Origin of the sequence: Sphingorhabdus sp. (assembly GCF_040079335.1) — a bacterium.
Lineage (GTDB): Bacteria > Pseudomonadota > Alphaproteobacteria > Sphingomonadales > Sphingomonadaceae > Sphingorhabdus_B.
This window is the reverse complement of sequence record NZ_JBEBKL010000023.1, coordinates 1-15,464: the sequence shown is the minus strand read 5'-3', so window position 1 is coordinate 15,464 and position 15,464 is coordinate 1. Positions and strand designations below refer to the sequence as shown.

At 59.4% G+C, this 15,464-nt stretch carries 19 protein-coding genes; 7 read left to right on the top strand and 12 right to left on the bottom strand.

All coding sequences use genetic code 11. From position 1 onward, the window contains the following. Positions 1-19 precede the first annotated feature (19 nt). From ABL922_RS08005 to ABL922_RS07990, 4 genes are all read right to left on the bottom strand, one after another. Complete coding sequence (locus tag ABL922_RS08005) at positions 20-508, bottom strand: arsinothricin resistance N-acetyltransferase ArsN1 family B (protein WP_349023689.1); 489 nt, start codon at positions 506-508, stop codon at positions 20-22. Further along, positions 505-825: a heavy metal-binding domain-containing protein gene (locus ABL922_RS08000; RefSeq protein WP_349023688.1), complete on the bottom strand. Its 321-nt coding sequence runs from the start codon at positions 823-825 to the stop codon at positions 505-507. Before ABL922_RS08000 ends, ABL922_RS08005 begins: the two co-directional genes overlap by 4 nt. 149 nt (positions 826-974) lie before the next feature. Next, on the bottom strand, positions 975-1,217 hold the full coding sequence (locus ABL922_RS07995; RefSeq protein WP_349023687.1) for a DUF2312 domain-containing protein: 243 nt from the start codon (positions 1,215-1,217) through the stop codon (positions 975-977). Positions 1,218-1,272: 55 nt separating this feature from the next. Further along, a complete protein-coding gene (locus tag ABL922_RS07990; protein ID WP_349023686.1) occupies positions 1,273-1,563 on the bottom strand; it encodes a DUF1244 domain-containing protein in 291 nt (96 codons plus the stop codon). 84 nt (positions 1,564-1,647) lie between these two features. Between ABL922_RS07990 and pyk the strand changes: the two genes are divergently transcribed. Next, the gene (gene pyk / locus ABL922_RS07985) at positions 1,648-3,096 is read left to right on the top strand and encodes a pyruvate kinase (RefSeq protein ID WP_349023685.1); all 1,449 of its coding nucleotides are present in this window, start codon (positions 1,648-1,650) and stop codon (positions 3,094-3,096) included. Between the two features lie 23 nt (positions 3,097-3,119). Here the strand turns inward: pyk and queA are convergent, their stop codons facing one another. Both queA and ABL922_RS07975 read right to left on the bottom strand, forming a co-directional pair. Beyond that, entirely contained in the window at positions 3,120-4,163 is a 1,044-nt protein-coding gene (gene queA, locus ABL922_RS07980) for a tRNA preQ1(34) S-adenosylmethionine ribosyltransferase-isomerase QueA (RefSeq protein WP_349023684.1), read from the bottom strand. Positions 4,164-4,188: 25 nt separating this feature from the next. Next, the gene (locus ABL922_RS07975) at positions 4,189-4,815 is read right to left on the bottom strand and encodes a peptidylprolyl isomerase (protein WP_349023683.1); all 627 of its coding nucleotides are present in this window, start codon (positions 4,813-4,815) and stop codon (positions 4,189-4,191) included. 176 nt (positions 4,816-4,991) lie between these two features. On the opposite strand from ABL922_RS07975, the gene ABL922_RS07970 reads away from it, so the two are divergent. From ABL922_RS07970 to ABL922_RS07950, 5 genes are read left to right on the top strand one after another with little or no spacing between them, the layout of a single operon-like run. After that, entirely contained in the window at positions 4,992-5,540 is a 549-nt protein-coding gene (locus ABL922_RS07970; RefSeq protein ID WP_349023682.1) for a DUF3617 domain-containing protein, read from the top strand. Positions 5,541-5,542: 2 nt separating this feature from the next. Next, positions 5,543-6,097 (top strand): DUF3617 domain-containing protein, encoded by a 555-nt coding sequence (locus ABL922_RS07965; RefSeq protein WP_349023681.1) that lies wholly within the window; start codon positions 5,543-5,545, stop codon positions 6,095-6,097. Further along, complete coding sequence (locus ABL922_RS07960; RefSeq protein ID WP_349023680.1) at positions 6,079-7,218, top strand: serine hydrolase domain-containing protein; 1,140 nt, start codon at positions 6,079-6,081, stop codon at positions 7,216-7,218. Before ABL922_RS07965 ends, ABL922_RS07960 begins: the two co-directional genes overlap by 19 nt. A gap of 28 nt (positions 7,219-7,246) precedes the next feature. Beyond that, positions 7,247-8,584, top strand: a complete 1,338-nt coding sequence (locus ABL922_RS07955; protein ID WP_349023679.1) for an amidohydrolase — start codon at positions 7,247-7,249, stop codon at positions 8,582-8,584. 45 nt (positions 8,585-8,629) lie between these two features. Continuing rightward, a complete protein-coding gene (locus tag ABL922_RS07950; RefSeq protein ID WP_349023678.1) occupies positions 8,630-9,190 on the top strand; it encodes a hypothetical protein in 561 nt (186 codons plus the stop codon). A 2-nt stretch (positions 9,191-9,192) separates the two neighbouring features. Here the strand turns inward: ABL922_RS07950 and ABL922_RS07945 are convergent, their stop codons facing one another. The 3 genes from ABL922_RS07945 to ABL922_RS07935 form a co-directional block, all read right to left on the bottom strand. Beyond that, on the bottom strand, positions 9,193-9,378 hold the full coding sequence (locus ABL922_RS07945) for a YdcH family protein (RefSeq protein ID WP_349023677.1): 186 nt from the start codon (positions 9,376-9,378) through the stop codon (positions 9,193-9,195). A gap of 231 nt (positions 9,379-9,609) precedes the next feature. Next, entirely contained in the window at positions 9,610-10,449 is an 840-nt protein-coding gene (gene dapD, locus ABL922_RS07940) for a 2,3,4,5-tetrahydropyridine-2,6-dicarboxylate N-succinyltransferase (RefSeq protein ID WP_349023676.1), read from the bottom strand. Then, on the bottom strand, positions 10,446-11,153 hold the full coding sequence (locus ABL922_RS07935) for a pyrimidine 5'-nucleotidase (RefSeq protein ID WP_349023675.1): 708 nt from the start codon (positions 11,151-11,153) through the stop codon (positions 10,446-10,448). The genes dapD and ABL922_RS07935 overlap by 4 nt, the downstream gene beginning before the upstream one ends. Positions 11,154-11,232: 79 nt before the next feature. On the opposite strand from ABL922_RS07935, the gene ABL922_RS07930 reads away from it, so the two are divergent. Further along, complete coding sequence (locus ABL922_RS07930) at positions 11,233-13,554, top strand: S8 family peptidase (protein ID WP_349023674.1); 2,322 nt, start codon at positions 11,233-11,235, stop codon at positions 13,552-13,554. On the opposite strand, the gene ABL922_RS07925 is transcribed toward ABL922_RS07930, so the two are convergent. The 3 genes from ABL922_RS07925 to ABL922_RS07915 form a co-directional block, all read right to left on the bottom strand. Then, complete coding sequence (locus ABL922_RS07925; RefSeq protein WP_349023673.1) at positions 13,555-13,917, bottom strand: iron-sulfur cluster assembly accessory protein; 363 nt, start codon at positions 13,915-13,917, stop codon at positions 13,555-13,557. It lies immediately after the preceding gene. Continuing rightward, entirely contained in the window at positions 13,917-14,390 is a 474-nt protein-coding gene (locus tag ABL922_RS07920; RefSeq protein WP_349023672.1) for a DUF59 domain-containing protein, read from the bottom strand. Before ABL922_RS07920 ends, ABL922_RS07925 begins: the two co-directional genes overlap by 1 nt. Then, positions 14,387-15,464 (bottom strand): cysteine desulfurase (locus ABL922_RS07915; protein ID WP_349023671.1); only part of this gene is annotated, 1,078 nt, incomplete at its 5' end. The genes ABL922_RS07920 and ABL922_RS07915, both read right to left, overlap by 4 nt.

The following is a 15,464-nucleotide window of genomic DNA, read 5'->3' as shown; positions in this document are numbered from 1 at the left end:
CTTACATCAGGATTGAACGCTAAAGCAACCTTTGCCACCAGCCGACATCGCGCCATCCGTCCATTTTCCAGCCAACCTCGCGATAGATACCCACTGGCGTAAATCCCACGGCTTCATGCAAGCCTATGCTGCCGGGATTTGGAAGCCCAATTCCGGCAAAAGCCGCGTGAAAGCCCAGCAACTTCAATTGCGGCAGCAACTCCGCATAGAGCGCGCGACCGACGCCTTTTCGGGCATAGTCTGGATCGACATAGACGCTGACATCGCATGAAGTTTGATAGGCTTCGCGGGTTCGATGCGGGCATCCATAGGCATAGCCCGCTATGCGGCCTGCAACCTCGGCAATCAGCCAAGCATGCGATGCAGAATATGCTTCAATTCGATGCGCCATTTCGCTGGCATCGGGTGGATCAATTTCGAAACTGACCCATCCGTCGGTGACGAAAGGACGGTAAATCTCGGCACATCGCGCCGCGTCTGCGGCCGTTGCGGGCCGCAGCGAAATCATCCCAGCTTTACCGCAGTGCCCGACGCGCTGACCATCAGCATCGAACTCTGTGCACCCAGCACTTCATAGTCGAGGTCAATACCAATGACGCCGTCGGCACCCAAGGCGCGCGCTTCATCGGCGAGTTCCTTCAACGCGGTTTCGCGGGCGTCGCGCAGCGAATTTTCATAAGCGCCAGAACGGCCGCCGACAATGTCACGCACGCTGGCGAACAGATCCTTGAAGATATTGGCGCCGACAATGACTTCACCGGTCACGACACCCAGATATTGGGCGACCGGGCGGCCTTCAACGGTGGAGGTTGTGGTCATCAGCATGGGGAACTCCTCTTTCGAAACTATCACCCGCTTACCCTAATTCGTCATTCCCGCGAAGGCGGGAATCCATCACCTGCTGTTGAAATTTACACCTCGGGGGATGGCCCCCCGCCTTCGCGCGGGGGTGACGACAAAAAGAACGGGAGTTGTTAAGCCAACCCCAGCGCCGATTTATAAGTCTCCAAAACCGCTTCCATTTCTGCACGGTCATCATTGGTCATTTTGCGCAGCCGAACGATCTGGCGCATGATCTTGGCGTCGTAACCCTGCGATTTGGCTTCGCTGTAAACGTCGCGGATATCGTCGGCGATGCCCTTTTTCTCTTCTTCCAGTCGCTCGATACGTTCGATGAAAAGGCGCAACTGGTCGGCGGCGATACTGCCTTCGGACATGATATTCTCCGGTTGGTTGAGGGCCGGTGGCGGCCCGAATCAGGAAGCGCCCCGCTTAATGGCTTGAAGCGTTCTTCGCCATGCTTTCCTGCATGCGCTGCAACTGCTCCGGCGTCGCTTCCGACTGATATTTCGCCTTCCACTGCGCAGACGGCATACCATGGATCAGGGCGCGCGCCTCTTCCTTGGAAAGCTTCGGCTGCGCTTCCATCACCCAATCGGCAAGGCAGTTACGGCAGAAACCGGCAAGTCCCATCAGGTCGATATTCTCGGCATCATGGCGGTGTTGCAGGTGCGCAACCAGCCGCCGAAATGCCGCTGCTGCTGCATGATCACTGATTTGCATAGCTATGCTCCCTTCCCGTTCACGCTTGGCGCCGTTATGGGGAGGGCGAGAGACAAAATCCAGAGCGCGAAAGAGCCCATACAGATGCAATATCACAAGCCGCGCATGCGCAAGGTCCGCATTCTCGCCACGCTGGGCCCGGCGAGCGACACGCCGGAGATGATCGAAAAACTGTTCCGCGCCGGGGCCGACGCCTTCCGCGTCAATATGAGCCACGGCGAACAGGCGGATAAAGTGCAACTGATCGCCAATATCCGCGCGCTGGAAAAAGCCTATAACCGTCCGACGACGATATTGGTCGACCTGCAGGGACCGAAACTACGCGTCGGAACCTTTGCGGGTGGCAAGGTCGAGCTCAAAACCGACGAGCCGTTTCGCCTCGATACCAACAAGAAAGCGGGCGACGCGACGCGCGTCCATTTGCCACACCCTGAGATTTTCGCTGCACTCGAAATCGATACCCGCCTGCTGCTCGACGATGGCAAGCTGGTGCTGCGAGTCACCGACATCAGCCCGGACCATATCGATACCCGGGTCGAGGTTGGCGGGATGCTCTCCGATCGCAAGGGGCTGAACGTCCCCGACGTGGTCGTGCCCATTGCCGCGCTGACCGACAAGGACCGGTCGGACCTTGCCTTTGCGCTCGAACAGGGTGTCGACTGGGTGGCGATGTCGTTCGTGCAGCGGCCCGAGGACGTTGCCGAAGGCAAAAAGCTGATCGGCGGCAAGGCGGCCTTGCTCGCCAAGATCGAAAAGCCAGCCGCCATTGGTAGGCTTGAGGAAATCCTCGAAATCGCCGACGGCGTGATGGTCGCACGCGGCGATCTGGGCGTCGAACTGCCGCCCGAACAGGTGCCGCCGTTACAAAAGAAGATCGTCTCGACCGCACGCCAGATGGGCAAGCCGGTGGTGGTGGCAACCCAGATGCTCGAATCGATGATCGTATCGCCCACCCCGACCCGCGCTGAAGTGTCGGACGTCGCGACCGCGATTTACGACGGCGCCGACGCGGTAATGCTGTCAGCGGAAACTGCAGCCGGGGCATGGCCAATTGAGGCCGTGTCGATCATGGACCGGATCGCGCAGCAGGTCGAAAGCGACCCCGATTTCTTCAAACGCATCCACTTTACCGAAACCCCTGCTGATGCCACCACCGCCGACGCTTTGGCCGAGGCGAGCGGGCGGATTGCCGATACGGTCGAAACCAGCGCGATTGTCTGCTTCACCTCGTCGGGCTCCACCGCCCGCCGCATCTCGCGCGAGCGGCCTGCCGTGCCGGTCTTGGTGCTAACCGCTTCGAGAGCAACCGCTCGTCGGCTAGGGCTGCTATGGGGAGCCTTCGCCGTCACCACCAAGGACATTGGCAGCTTTGAGGAGATGGTCGCCAAGGGCAAGCGCATGGCGCTGCGCTATCATCTGGGCAGCGCGGGCGCGCGACTGATTATGATGGCGGGTGTTCCGTTCGGCACGCCGGGTTCGACCAACGTGCTGCACGTCGTCCGGCTGACCGGGGATGAGTTGAAGGGCCACTAAAATTAAATAGGGACTGTCCCTATTTATGGCAGCAACAGGCTGCTGTCCCCATAGCTGTAGAAACGATAGCCCTGCGCGATGGCATGGGCATAGGCCGCTTGCATAGTTTCCAGCCCCATCAGCGCGCTGACCAGCATGAACAGCGTTGATTTGGGCAAGTGGAAATTGGTCATTAGCCCGTCGACTGCCTTGAAGCGATAGCCGGGGGTGATGAAAATCGCGGTATCGCCCTCAAAAGGCTGAACCAGCCCGTCCGCGCTCGCAGCACTTTCGAGCAGGCGGAGCGATGTAGTGCCAACCGCGATGATGCGCCCGCCTTTTGCGCGTGCCGCGTTCAGACGATCCGCAGTCGCAGCGTCGATATGCCCCCATTCGCTGTGCATCTTATGCGCGTCGGTATCCTCGGCCTTCACCGGCAGGAATGTGCCCGCACCGACATGCAGTGTCAGCGTTTCATGACCGATGCCTGCATCCGCCAGCGCCGCCATCAACCGCGGCGTGAAATGCAGTGACGCTGTCGGGGCGGCCACAGCGCCTTCCTTTTCGGCAAACATTGTCTGATAATCGCTGCGGTCCTGCGCGTCGGTCGGGCGCTTGCCCGCAATATAGGGCGGCAAGGGCATCTGCCCCGCGCGTTCCAGAAGGACTTCAACCGGCTCCTCGCCCTCAAAATTCAGGATGAAACTGCCATCTTCCAGCCGCTCTTGCGCGATTGCGGTTACACCTGCGCCAAATTCGATCCGGTCGCCCGCGCGAAGCCTTTTGGCGTTGCGGATGAAGGCCTGCCAGCGGCGCAGATCGATCCGCTTGTGCAGCGTCGCACCAATTCGTGCCTCGTCGCCTTTGAAGGTCCGGCGCACGCCTTCCAGCTGTGCCGGGATCACCTTGGTGTCATTGAAGACGAGGCAATCGCCCGCGCGTAGCCGCCGAGGCAGATCGAGAACCTCTGCGTCCTCCATCTGGCCATCGCCCGTAACGCATAGCATGCGCGCGGCATCGCGCGGTGAAACCGGGCGCAGGGCAATCCGCTCTGGCGGAAGCTCGAAATCGAATAGGTCGACGCGCATACCGCGCCTATCCTTTCGCCAGCTATCAGTTCAGCGGCTTGCTGAGATCATCGAGAGTGATCTGCGCCTCGGCCGATGCAGCGGGCTTTGCCTGTGCTGCAAAATCGGGCGGCGAGATATTGTCGGCGCCGATCGATGCCTGCAATATTTTGTCGGGCGTCGCAGGCGGCTCTCCGCGCTGGATGGCATCGACATATTGCATGCCAGCAATCACGCGCCCGAATGCAGTATATTTGCCGTCGAGCGCAAAGCGTGGCTGGAAGCAGATGAAGAACTGGCTGTTCGCACTATCATCGCTCTGGGCGCGGGCCATCGATACCGTCCCGCGCAAATGCGGCACGGCGTTGAATTCAGCCTTTAGATCAGGGAGCGGCGATCCGCCAGTTCCGGTCCCCGTTGGGTCGCCCGTTTGCGCCATGAAGCCGTCAATCACCCGGTGAAAAACAACGCCATTGTAGAAGCCCTGCCGTGTCAGCGTTTTGATGCGGTCGATATGGGCCGGAGCGATATCTGCGTATAATTTGATCGAAACACGGCCACCGGTCGACAGATCAAGGTGGAGGATATTCTCGGCTTCGTTGGCCACCGGTGCTGGCGCCGCAGCCACCGGTTCCTGGGCGTTCGCCCATGCCGATGCGAAAAAGGCTGCCATGAGAAAAATGAGATTGCGCAACATATTGGAGATCACTCCCAGACTATAGTTCGCGCTTCCTTAGCTGCATCATCTGTCCTTGTCATGAACGAAGCGCAGTCGTCGCAAAACGGTTGCCTTGTCAGTGGTTTCACGACAAACAGATAGCGGGTAGCTTATTCTTTGGAGGGATGCAGATGCGGAAATTTCTGGTTCTGGGCGCGGCGAGCGCCATGTTCGCAATCACGGCTTGTTCGGACAAAGGCGCCGACACGGACGGCGATGGCAAGGTAACTGCCGCAGAAGCGCAAAAAGAGCTTTCTGCAGGCGGCGCAATGGCGATGAAGCCCGGGATGTGGGAAGTCAAAATCAGCTTTGACAGCATCGACGCCCCCGGCATGCCAGCGGCTGCAAAAGCCCAGATGACCAAGGCGATGGGCAGCGGCATGAGCGTGAAATCCTGCCTGACCAAAGAGCAGGCGGAAAAGCCGGGCGCGGATTTCTTCGGTGGCGATGCCAGCGCCAATTGCAGCTTTGAGCAACTCAATCGCTCTGGCAACACAATGAGCGTGCAGATGACATGCAAGCCGCAGGGCGACATGGTGATCGCCAGCAAGATGGACGGCAGCTTCGAAGCCGAAACCTATTCGATGAAGATGGAACAGAAAACTTCGGGGACACCGATGGGTGCCATGACCATGAAAGGCAAAATCGAAGGCAAGCGGATTGGCGATTGCCCGGCCTGACCATGATAAAAAAGACCGAACGACTTGCAGCAGTCGCGCTGCTGGCATTTCTGTCAGCTTGCAGCGATAATTCCGATGTTGACGGCGACGGCACAGTGTCCCGCACCGAACGTGCAGCTGAAATGCGGCGCGACGGCTATCTGGCGATGCAGCCCGGCCGTTGGCGCATGAACTTCACCTTCACCGATGTCGAGGTGCCGCGCCTTGGTGAAGGTGAGAAGGCAAATATCAAGGCTGAACTCGCTAAAGGTGCATCGGGCCTGTCTTGCCTCAGTGAGCAGGATGCAGCCAAACCCGGACCTGACTTTTTCGGCGGCAACGGCGCAGAAGACTGCAGCTATAAACAGTTCGATATTGCCGGGAACCGGGTGAACATGGCGCTCGTTTGCGGCATGGGCGACCTGGGCAAAGCCGACATGAAACTGGACGGAACGATTGGCGACAATGACTTCCAGTTTGATACCGATCTGATGGTGCATGTGCCGATGGCTGGTAAGATCAAACTGAAAGGCACGATGACCGGCAAACATGAGGGCGAATGTCGGGGCGACGAATAGCATTTACGACGATCGTCGCCGGACTGGCTGTTGCGACAGTTGGTAGCTCTGTTGTCATTGCCCAGCCTAAACTGCCCGAACCCGCACAGGTCCGCGTCGATTTTTCGGCTACCTCTATCACCACTCGGCAAAATGAGGGCGAGGCCGGGGTAGTTGGCCGCAAGGTAGGTGCAGAAGATCCGGTGCGCGTTGCTTCGATATCGAAGCTGGTCACCGCAATCGCCGTGATGCGACTGGTTGATGAAGGCCGGATCAAGCTCGACCGCGACATAAGCGCTTATCTGGGATTTCCGGTTCGCAATCCTGCTTTTCCGGATCGCCCGGTGACATTGCGCCACCTGTTGAGCCATACGTCGGGCATCCGGGACAGCATCGACTATTTGCTGCCGCTTGATGGCAGTCTGGAAACGACGCTTGCGAACCCGGCCGTCTGGCATGGGGGCTATAAACCGGGGGACTATTTCAGCTACGCCAACCTCAATTCGCCGATCATAGCAGCGACGATAGAGGCGGCGACACGAGAGCGTTTTGACCGGCTCGTGGCGAAAAGAGTGCTGCAGCCGTTGCGGATCGATGGGTGCTTTAACTGGGGCGCCGGATGCAGCGCTGGTCGGCGTGCGCAAGCCGTAACCTTGTTGCGCAGCAATGGCGATCTCGCACGCGATTCAGCCAATCGCGGCCAAGACCCTTGCCCCGTTCTCGCCGCAAGCGATGGAAGTTGCGATATGTCTCGATATAAAATCGGGACGAATGGCTCTTCGTTCAGCCCTCAAGGCGGGTTGCGCATTTCGCCGCAAGATATGGCAAAGATTGGGCGATTGCTGTTGAATGGCGGGCGGCCCTTGCTGTCAGAAAAGGCCTTCGCTGAAATGACGAAGATGCAGTGGCGCTATAATGGCGTCAATGGCGATGCAGATAACGGATATTATCGGGCCTACGGGCTGGGTGTGCACATTCACAGCGACAGCCGGGGATCGATCTGGATCGGCCATGTCGGCGAGGCCTATGCCCTGCGCGCAGGACTGTGGGTCAATCCCGAAACCCGAAAAGGCTTCGCGCAATATGTGACGATGGTGCCTGCTGAAACGCCTATCGGCCATTGCCTTGAAACCTGTCCGTGATAGTCTTCCCTGAAATAGGGAGGACAATATGAAAATCGGACGATTCTTTCTCACTGCATCAGCGGCTATTGCGGCGCTTGCGGCTCCGGCGGCGGCGAAACCCGATTATTCCGGCGATATCAAGGCGGATTATGACAAGTCGCTTGGCGCGCTGTGGGATCATTTCCACCGCAACCCCGAACTGTCGTTCCGCGAGTTCAAAACCGCCGCGCGCATGGCGCAGGAGTTGCGCGCTATCCCCGGCATGGTGGTTACCGAAAAAGTCGGGCAAACCGGCGTGGTTGGCGTGCTCAAAAATGGTGTCGGTCCGGTGGTGCTCGTGCGCGCGGATATGGACGGGCTGCCGGTGCAGGAACGGTCGGGCTATGCCAATGCCTCGACGGTCAGGCAGGTTGGCGTTGATGGACTGGAAATGCCGGTGATGCACGCTTGCGGGCACGATGTGCACATCACGTCGCTGGTCGGCACGGCGCGCCAATTGGCCCGACTGAAAGACCGTTGGAAAGGCACCGTCATCTTCATCGTCCAACCGGCGGAAGAACGTGTGGGTGGAGCTGCCGCTATGGTCAAAGACGGACTATATACCCGCTTCCCCAAACCGAATTACGCGCTTGCCTTCCACGTCGCAGCCGAACTGGAAACCGGCAAAATCGCAGCATCCGAGGGCATCCAATATTCGTCTGCCGATAGCGTTGATATCCGTGTGCCGGGGATCGCAACGCACGGCGCAGCCCCGCATCTCGGCCGCGATCCGGTTTATATCGCGTCGCAAATCGTCGTTGGCCTCCAATCGATCATCAGCCGTGAAAAGGGTCCGCTCGATGCGGGCGTGATCACTGTCGGTGCTTTTCATGCAGGGCAGAAGCATAATATCATCTCGGAATATGCAGACCTGCAGGTCACGGTCCGTTCCAATAATCAGGAGGTCCGCGATCAGCTGATCGCCTCTATCGAACGCGTCGCTGTCGGCATTGGACGAGCCTATGGCCTGCCCGACGACAAGCTTCCGATCGTCAAGGTGACCGAGTCGACGCCGGTGACCGTCAACGATGCCGCTCTCGCCCGCCGACTGAATAGTGCGATCGGTGATGCGCTGGGCAAGGATGTCGTCGTTCCCTTCCGCCAGACCAATATGGGTGCCGAAGATTTTGCCTTCTTCGTCGACCCGTCCTTTGGCATTCCCGGCTATTATTTCGGTGTCGGTGGAACCAATCCCGAATGGATCAAGGCCGCAAAAAATGGCGGCCCGCCGGTTGCCGGTCACCACTCACCTTTGTTCAAGATCGATCCTGAACCATCGGTGCGACTGGGGGTTGAGGCAATGACTGCGGCAGTGCTCGATCTTCTAAAGCCCGCGCAGAACTGATCCTCTGTCTTGACGGCGCGCGCGCTCCTACCATTCGCCGCCGCGTTGCTGCTGTCGGCCATAGCGATCGGGGCAGCGCTCGCCACCGGCGCCAACCCGTCTGACGATGCGCTGTTGGCGGCACGCTGGACGGCGCGGGCCGCTTTGCCAATTTTCCTGCTCACTTATCTGGCGAGCAGTCTGTACCGCCTCGCGCCGAACGACCTGACCCGGTCACTATTGCGGCAGCGGCGGCAATGGGGGTTGGCCTTCGCGCTGTCGCACAGCATCCATCTGGTAGCTTTGCTGATCAACATCACATTGTATCGCCCGCGCCCGCTAATATCGCTGGCGGGCGGGTCACTGGCCTATCTGTTCGTCTATATGATGGCGATCACGTCGACCGATGGCTGGCAGCGAAAAATGGGGCACCGCTGGAAGCAGCTACACAGCATCGGTATCCACCTGACCTGGGCGGTGTTTCTGGTCGGTTATGGCAGCCGGGCCTTTCATGCAGACCCGGCCTACCATCTTGAAGGGCGTGTTTTTGCCCCCCTTTTGCTGGCTGCGCTCGCTATCCGGCTTTGGGCCAAATTTGGGAGAGGGCGGCGGGCGCAGCCAGTCTAGGGTCAGGCCGGCATCGGGGCCTTGCGCCCTTTTGCTACCAGTGCCTGTAGCTTGTCTTTCACGGAGAGCTTGAGCCGCTTCAACCGCTGGATGCGGGTAAAGCTCGGCCAGTTGCTGCGCAATTCGGCGCGCAGTTCTTCATCGAGCTTCTGGTGATATTGCATCAGGCGGAATGTGCGTTCCGACATCTCTTTCTCCTCTTGAACAATTGGTGTTCAATCGGAGCTCCGGCGTCGGGAAGGGGCATTCGGGGGAAACAGGGACCGCAAACCCAAGCACCGGAGATCCGATGCGGCCGACATCACGTTCCTTCCGAAGAAGCGAGCGCCAGAGGGGCCCGGTCCGCAAGACCAAATTAGAGCGATTCGCTCTTTTATTGCAAGCAAAACCGATTGCGGTTCGTCGAAATATAAGCGCGGTCAGTCGCGCAATAACTCGTTGATTGCCGTCTTCGACCGCGTTTGCGCGTCGACCCGCTTGACGATCACGGCGCAGGCAAGGCTCGGCCCGGGTGATCCATCGGGCAGCGCCTTGCCCGGCAATGCCCCGGGAACGACCACCGAATAGCTGGGAACCCTACCCACAAAAATCTCGCCGGTCGCACGATCGATGATCTTGGTGGTTGAAGACAGAAACACGCCCATCGCGAGCACCGCACCTTGTTCAACGATCACGCCTTCGACCACTTCGGAACGCGCGCCGATGAAGCAATCATCCTCGATAATCACGGGGCCTGCCTGCAAAGGTTCGAGCACGCCGCCGATTCCAACGCCGCCCGACAGGTGCACATTCTTGCCGATCTGCGCACAGCTGCCGACGGTCGCCCAAGTGTCAACCATGCTGTTTTCATCAACATAGGCACCCAGATTGACGAAGCTGGGCATCAGCACCACGCCCTTGCCGATATGCGCGCTGTGGCGGACGATGCTGCCCGGCACCGCGCGGAAGCCCGCGTCTCGGAACCGGTTTTCACCCCAGCCGGCAAATTTGGACGGAACCTTGTCCCACCAATGCGACCCGCCCGGACCGCCGGGGATGGTTTCCATGTCATTGAGGCGGAAGGAAAGCAGTACGGCTTTTTTCAGCCACTGGTTGACCTGCCATGCGCCATCAACCTTTTCCGCTACTCGCCGCTGGCCGCTATCGAGCAAGCCCAGCGCCTCGACGACTGCTGCGCGCACTTCGCCGCCTGTGCCGATGCTGATGCCATCGCGTTCTTCCCAGGCCTTTTCTACGGTCGCTTGCAGTGCTTCGGTCATGTCTGTTCCTTTTTTCCGGCCAGCCAGCTGGCCACATCTTCTATCTCGTGATCGACAAAAAGCGGACGGTTGTTACCGGACTCCGCACCAGCGCTGTGGTTAACCCACACCGTTGTCATGCCCAACTTTTTTGCAGGTTCCAGATTATGTGCTGAATCCTCAACGAACAACGCTGCTTCAGGTTCGATGTCAAGTTGCCCGCACAAAGCAAGATAGCTGTCCATCGCTGGCTTCGGCTTATGTTCCATCCGGTGGATATCGAACACATCCTCGAACAGCCCTTCAAGCCCGCGCGCTACCAGCACGCGTTGGGCATAAGGCGCATCGGCATTGGTGAAGATCAGCTTGCGACCCGGAAGCGCCTCTATGCCTGCGCGGAGTCGGTCGCAGGGCTGCAGCAACGACATGTCGACATTGTGGACGAAATCGAGATAGCCGTGCGGATCGACGCCATGCTCAACCATCAGGCCGCCAAGTGTGGTGCCGTATTTGCGCCAATAATCGTAGCGGATCTGGTGCGCGCGTTCGCCGTCAACCTTGAAATAGTCCCCGACAAAAGCGGCAATCCGATTTCGCACCTGCTCCATGATATTATGTTCCGGCGCATAAAGCGTCAGATCAAGATCAAATATCCATGTTTCAACATGGCTGAATTTCGGATGGATCGCTGGAGACATCGCCGCCCCGTTAACTACAGGTGTCAAATCTCGCAAGGTTCAACTGTGTTAATGCTGGCGCAAGCGAGTCTGGAGTAATATCGTAAGTCATAGTCTGGGGAGTATAATGGCCAAAACCGGCAAGGGTCGCAGCATCGCCGTCGGCACGTCGATCATTTTTGCACTCTCCGTTTCCGCATGCGGAAGCGGCGGGGGTGGAGGCGGCATAAGTTCAACGCCTGCCCCGCCACCTGCAATAGCTCCGCCAGCTCCGCCGCCTCCACCTCCTCCGCCGCCTCCGGCGTCGAATTTCAACACTGCCGAATATCAGCGATCAAATGGCGCGGTGCAGGCGCAGGCGATAGCCGCCTATAATGCAGGCGCCAGTGGCGCGGGTATCATCGCGGGTGTGGTCGACAGCGGCATCGATATCGACAGTCCCGAATTTGTTGGAAAGATCCACCCGCAGTCGGGGGATTTCGCCGGTACGCGAGGCCTGCAGGATGAAGGCGGGCACGGAACCGCTGTCTCGTCGGTGCTTCTCGGCGCAAAGAATGAACTCGAGTCACATGGAGTTGCCTTTGGCGCCACCCTGTTGGTGTTGCGCACAGACACGGTCGGGACTTGCACCGATCCTGATCCGGACGCCGGATGTACGCATAACGACAATAATATGGCGCGAGCGGTAGATCGGGCCGTATCGGTCGGTGCGCGCGTCATCAACATGTCGCTAGGCGGTTCGCCTATGAATTCGACGCTGCGCGCGGCCGTTGATCGCGCAACCGCCGCAGGCATCGTCTTCGTGATTTCGGCAGGGAATGAGTTCGACACCGATCCTGCCACCGCAATTAATCCGGACCCGATGGCACTGACCGCGCTCGATCCGATTGCCCGGGGCCAGATACTCATCGCGGGCGCCACCGATTCCAGCCAGCAAATTTCGGCTTTCTCCAACCGTGCCGGAACCGGTCAGAATTTCTACATCACGGCTTTGGGCGTTCTTGTGCGTGCGCCAGACGAAAATGGCACACAGTTCCGCTGGAGCGGCACGAGCTTCGCTGCCCCTATCGTTTCGGGGGCAGTCGCGCTGCTCGCCCAAGCCTTCCCCAATCTCACCGGCAGGCAAATTGTCGATCTGTTGCTCTCTACAACGACTGATTTGGGGGCAACCGGAACCGATGCCATTTACGGCCGAGGTGAATTGAACCTTGCGCGCGCTTTCCAACCGCAGGGTCAGCAGTCGATCGCCGGAACGCCGATACCTGTGCCAACGGGTGCAACCGGGGCGCTTGGCGGGCCGATGGGCGATGCGACCGGGCAAGGCGGTCCAGAAGCGGTCATCCTCGACAGCTATGGTCGCGCATTTAACGCCAATTTCAGCGGCACATTATTGTCGGCCAGATCATCACCGAAACTGGCACCGGCTCTCTCGATGGGAACCGAAACCCGCATCGCCGCCAATCCCAATTTGGCAGTCAGCTTGTCAGTCGCCAACCGTCGCGATGGCGTCGGGCCGGACCGGCTGGATCTGTCACCGCGCGAACGGGCGCAGGCGCGCGCAATTGCGGGTTCGGTAGTCGCTCGCTTGAGCAATGATCGGCAGTTCGCTTTGGGCATCGCGCGCAGCAGCGGCGCTTTGATCGACCAGATGGCGGTCGAGCGCGCTGCCAGCTTCATTGCTGCGGAAGCCGCGCAACAGTCTTTTGGCTTTTACAGCAAGCCCGCTTCCGCCTTCGCCTATCGCCAGCAAATGGTCGGCTTTGGCCTGACAGTCGCCGGCGAAGGCGGCGATGTTCGCTTATGGCGCGAATATACGGGCGACCCGCTGCGTAGCCGTTATCGCGGCTATGGATATCGACTGGCCTATGCCGGTGTGGAACGCGATTTCGACGCGCTGCGCCTTAAATTCTCGGGTACCATGCTCGATGAGCGCGAAACCATCCTTGGCGGCGGCACCAATATGTGGACTGGCGAGGCGGGTGCACGCAGTTGGTTCACCGACACAAGCGCAACCTATTCGCTAGATTCCAATTGGCAGGCCAATGCGAGCTATCGTCGGGGCTGGACGCGGATTGGTGCCGCAGGGTTGCGCGATCAAGCCGACTGGCTTGAAAGCGGCGCATGGTCGGCGGACATCACCCGCTTCGGCCTTTTCTCTCTGCGCGACAGTCTGGCCCTGCGCATCGCCCAGCCGCTGCGTGTTCGAAGTGGCGGGCTAAACCTGACGCTCCCGGTCGGTTATAATTATTCGACGCTGCAGGCTAGTTTTGGCCGCCAGTTCGTTTCACTGGCTCCCACGGGCAGAGAGCGCGATATAGAAGCGGCCTATGCGACACCTATTGCGGGCGGCTATCTCTCAGCCAATGCGTATTGGCGCAATGAACCGGGACATATCGAAACCGCGCCCGATGATGTCGGCATCGCGTTACGATTCAACCGGAAATTCTGATCAGACGGTAAAGCTCTCACCGCAACCACAGCTGCCGGTGGCATTGGGGTTGGTGAAGACGAAACCGGCGGTGAATTCATCCTCCTGCCAGTCCATGGTCGAGCCGACCAGATAAAGCACCGATCCGCCGTCGATGAAGAAGGTGCCGCCGGGGGTTTCGATGCGCTCGTCAAAAGGCACCGCTTCGCTGACATAGTCCACCGAATAGGCCAGCCCCGAACAGCCACGACGCGGGGTCGACAGCTTAACTCCGATAGTGCCTTCGGGCGCATTGCGCATCAGTTCGGCGACACGGTCCTCGGCCGCCGGTGTCAAGGTGACGGCGGCGGGAAGCGGGCGGCGGGTTTTGGTTTCTGTGGTCATTACAGCATCCCCAGTTCGAGGCGGGCTTCGTCGGTCATCTTGTCCGGCCCCCAGGGCGGATCCCAGACCAGTGCAACTTCGGCATCACCAATTCCCGGAACGCTTCCGACGCGCAGTTCGACTTCGCCGGGCATGCTTTCGGCGACCGGGCAGTGCGGTGTCGTCAACGTCATTGTTACCAACGCATGGCCGCCATTTATTTCGACGCCATAGATCAAGCCAAGATCGTAGATATTGACAGGGATTTCAGGGTCGTAAATCTCCTTGAGCGCGGCGATGACGGCCTCTTGCAGCGCCTCGTCACCCTCTGCCGCCACTGGTGCAGGCTTTTGCGAGAGAAAGCCTTCGAGATAGTCCTTCTTGCGCTCCAGCTTTTCGCCCATTGTTTCTGGCGTGCTTTCGGCGGATTCGACACGCGCTTTGGGCGGCGCAGATACGCTGTCGACTTCCTCAATCCGGATTTGGTCGCTCATCCGAAGATCCTTTTCACTCTTTCCAACCCGCGAACCAGTGCCGCGACGTCGCTTTCGTCATTGTAAATCCCGAAGCTCGCTCTCGCGGTGGCGGGGACGCCCAGATGCTCCATCAAAGGCTGCGCGCAATGATGGCCTGCGCGGATTGCCACGCCTTCCTCGTCCAATATGGTGCCGATATCGTGCGGATGCACCCCTTCCATCGAGAAGGAGACGATGCCCGCCGCATCTTCTGGCCCGTGCAGCGTGATCGAATTGATCGAGCGCAGTGCTTCGCGCGTCTGGCGGACCAGTTCGGTTTCGTGCGCGTGGATGGCGTCGATGCCGATGGCATCGACATAGTCGATCGCCGCGCGCAGCCCCATGACCTCGACAATGGCGGGCGTACCAGCCTCGAACCGTGTAGGTGCGGGGGCATAGGTGGTTTTTGCGAAGGTCACCCGGTCGATCATCGAGCCGCCTCCTTGGTAGGGCGGCATTGCGTCGAGCAGCTCTTTGCGCGCCCACAAAGCGCCGATTCCGGTTGGGCCATAGAGCTTGTGGCCGGAAAAGACGTAGAAATCGCAGTCAAGATCGGCGACGTTGACGGGCAGGTGCGGGACTGCCTGGCAGCCGTCAATCAGAATCACCGCACCTACGTTATGGGCCATGCGTGATGCGCGTTTTACGTCGAGAACTGAGCCTAACACATTGGAAACATGTGCAAATGATACAATAACATGTTCCGGGGTGAGCATCGCCTCGGCAGCGTCCAGATCGATGCACCCATTGGCGGTCAACGGACATACATCGACCTCATATCCGGCAAGCTGCCACGGCACGATATTGCTGTGATGCTCGAGCTGGCTGAGCAGCACACGACCCTTTTTGGGGAAGCTGTGTGCCACCAGATTGATCGCCTCGGTCGCGCCGCGCACAAAGACGATCTCGTCTTCGCGACCGCCGATAAATTCCGCCACCCGCTGCCGCGCCGCTTCATAGGCCAAGGTCATATTGGCCGAGCGCGCATAGACGCCGCGATGGACGGTGGCATAATCTTCACCCATCGCCCGCGCGCAGGCATCGATCACCGCC

What these genes read in the sequence shown, in the direction of transcription:
- ABL922_RS08005 (WP_349023689.1), bottom strand. Translation starts at nt 508, where the DNA reads ATGATTTCGCTGCGGCCCGCAACGGCCGCAGACGCGGCGCGATGTGCC.
- ABL922_RS08000 (WP_349023688.1), bottom strand. Translation starts at nt 825, where the DNA reads ATGCTGATGACCACAACCTCCACCGTTGAAGGCCGCCCGGTCGCCCAA.
- ABL922_RS07995 (WP_349023687.1), bottom strand. Translation starts at nt 1,217, where the DNA reads ATGTCCGAAGGCAGTATCGCCGCCGACCAGTTGCGCCTTTTCATCGAA.
- ABL922_RS07990 (WP_349023686.1), bottom strand. Translation starts at nt 1,563, where the DNA reads ATGCAAATCAGTGATCATGCAGCAGCAGCGGCATTTCGGCGGCTGGTT.
- pyk (WP_349023685.1), top strand. Translation starts at nt 1,648, where the DNA reads ATGCAATATCACAAGCCGCGCATGCGCAAGGTCCGCATTCTCGCCACG.
- queA (WP_349023684.1), bottom strand. Translation starts at nt 4,163, where the DNA reads ATGCGCGTCGACCTATTCGATTTCGAGCTTCCGCCAGAGCGGATTGCC.
- ABL922_RS07975 (WP_349023683.1), bottom strand. Translation starts at nt 4,815, where the DNA reads ATGGCAGCCTTTTTCGCATCGGCATGGGCGAACGCCCAGGAACCGGTG.
- ABL922_RS07970 (WP_349023682.1), top strand. Translation starts at nt 4,992, where the DNA reads ATGCGGAAATTTCTGGTTCTGGGCGCGGCGAGCGCCATGTTCGCAATC.
- ABL922_RS07965 (WP_349023681.1), top strand. Translation starts at nt 5,543, where the DNA reads ATGATAAAAAAGACCGAACGACTTGCAGCAGTCGCGCTGCTGGCATTT.
- ABL922_RS07960 (WP_349023680.1), top strand. Translation starts at nt 6,079, where the DNA reads ATGTCGGGGCGACGAATAGCATTTACGACGATCGTCGCCGGACTGGCT.
- ABL922_RS07955 (WP_349023679.1), top strand. Translation starts at nt 7,247, where the DNA reads ATGAAAATCGGACGATTCTTTCTCACTGCATCAGCGGCTATTGCGGCG.
- ABL922_RS07945 (WP_349023677.1), bottom strand. Translation starts at nt 9,378, where the DNA reads ATGTCGGAACGCACATTCCGCCTGATGCAATATCACCAGAAGCTCGAT.
- dapD (WP_349023676.1), bottom strand. Translation starts at nt 10,449, where the DNA reads ATGACCGAAGCACTGCAAGCGACCGTAGAAAAGGCCTGGGAAGAACGC.
- ABL922_RS07930 (WP_349023674.1), top strand. Translation starts at nt 11,233, where the DNA reads ATGGCCAAAACCGGCAAGGGTCGCAGCATCGCCGTCGGCACGTCGATC.
- ABL922_RS07925 (WP_349023673.1), bottom strand. Translation starts at nt 13,917, where the DNA reads ATGACCACAGAAACCAAAACCCGCCGCCCGCTTCCCGCCGCCGTCACC.
- ABL922_RS07920 (WP_349023672.1), bottom strand. Translation starts at nt 14,390, where the DNA reads ATGAGCGACCAAATCCGGATTGAGGAAGTCGACAGCGTATCTGCGCCG.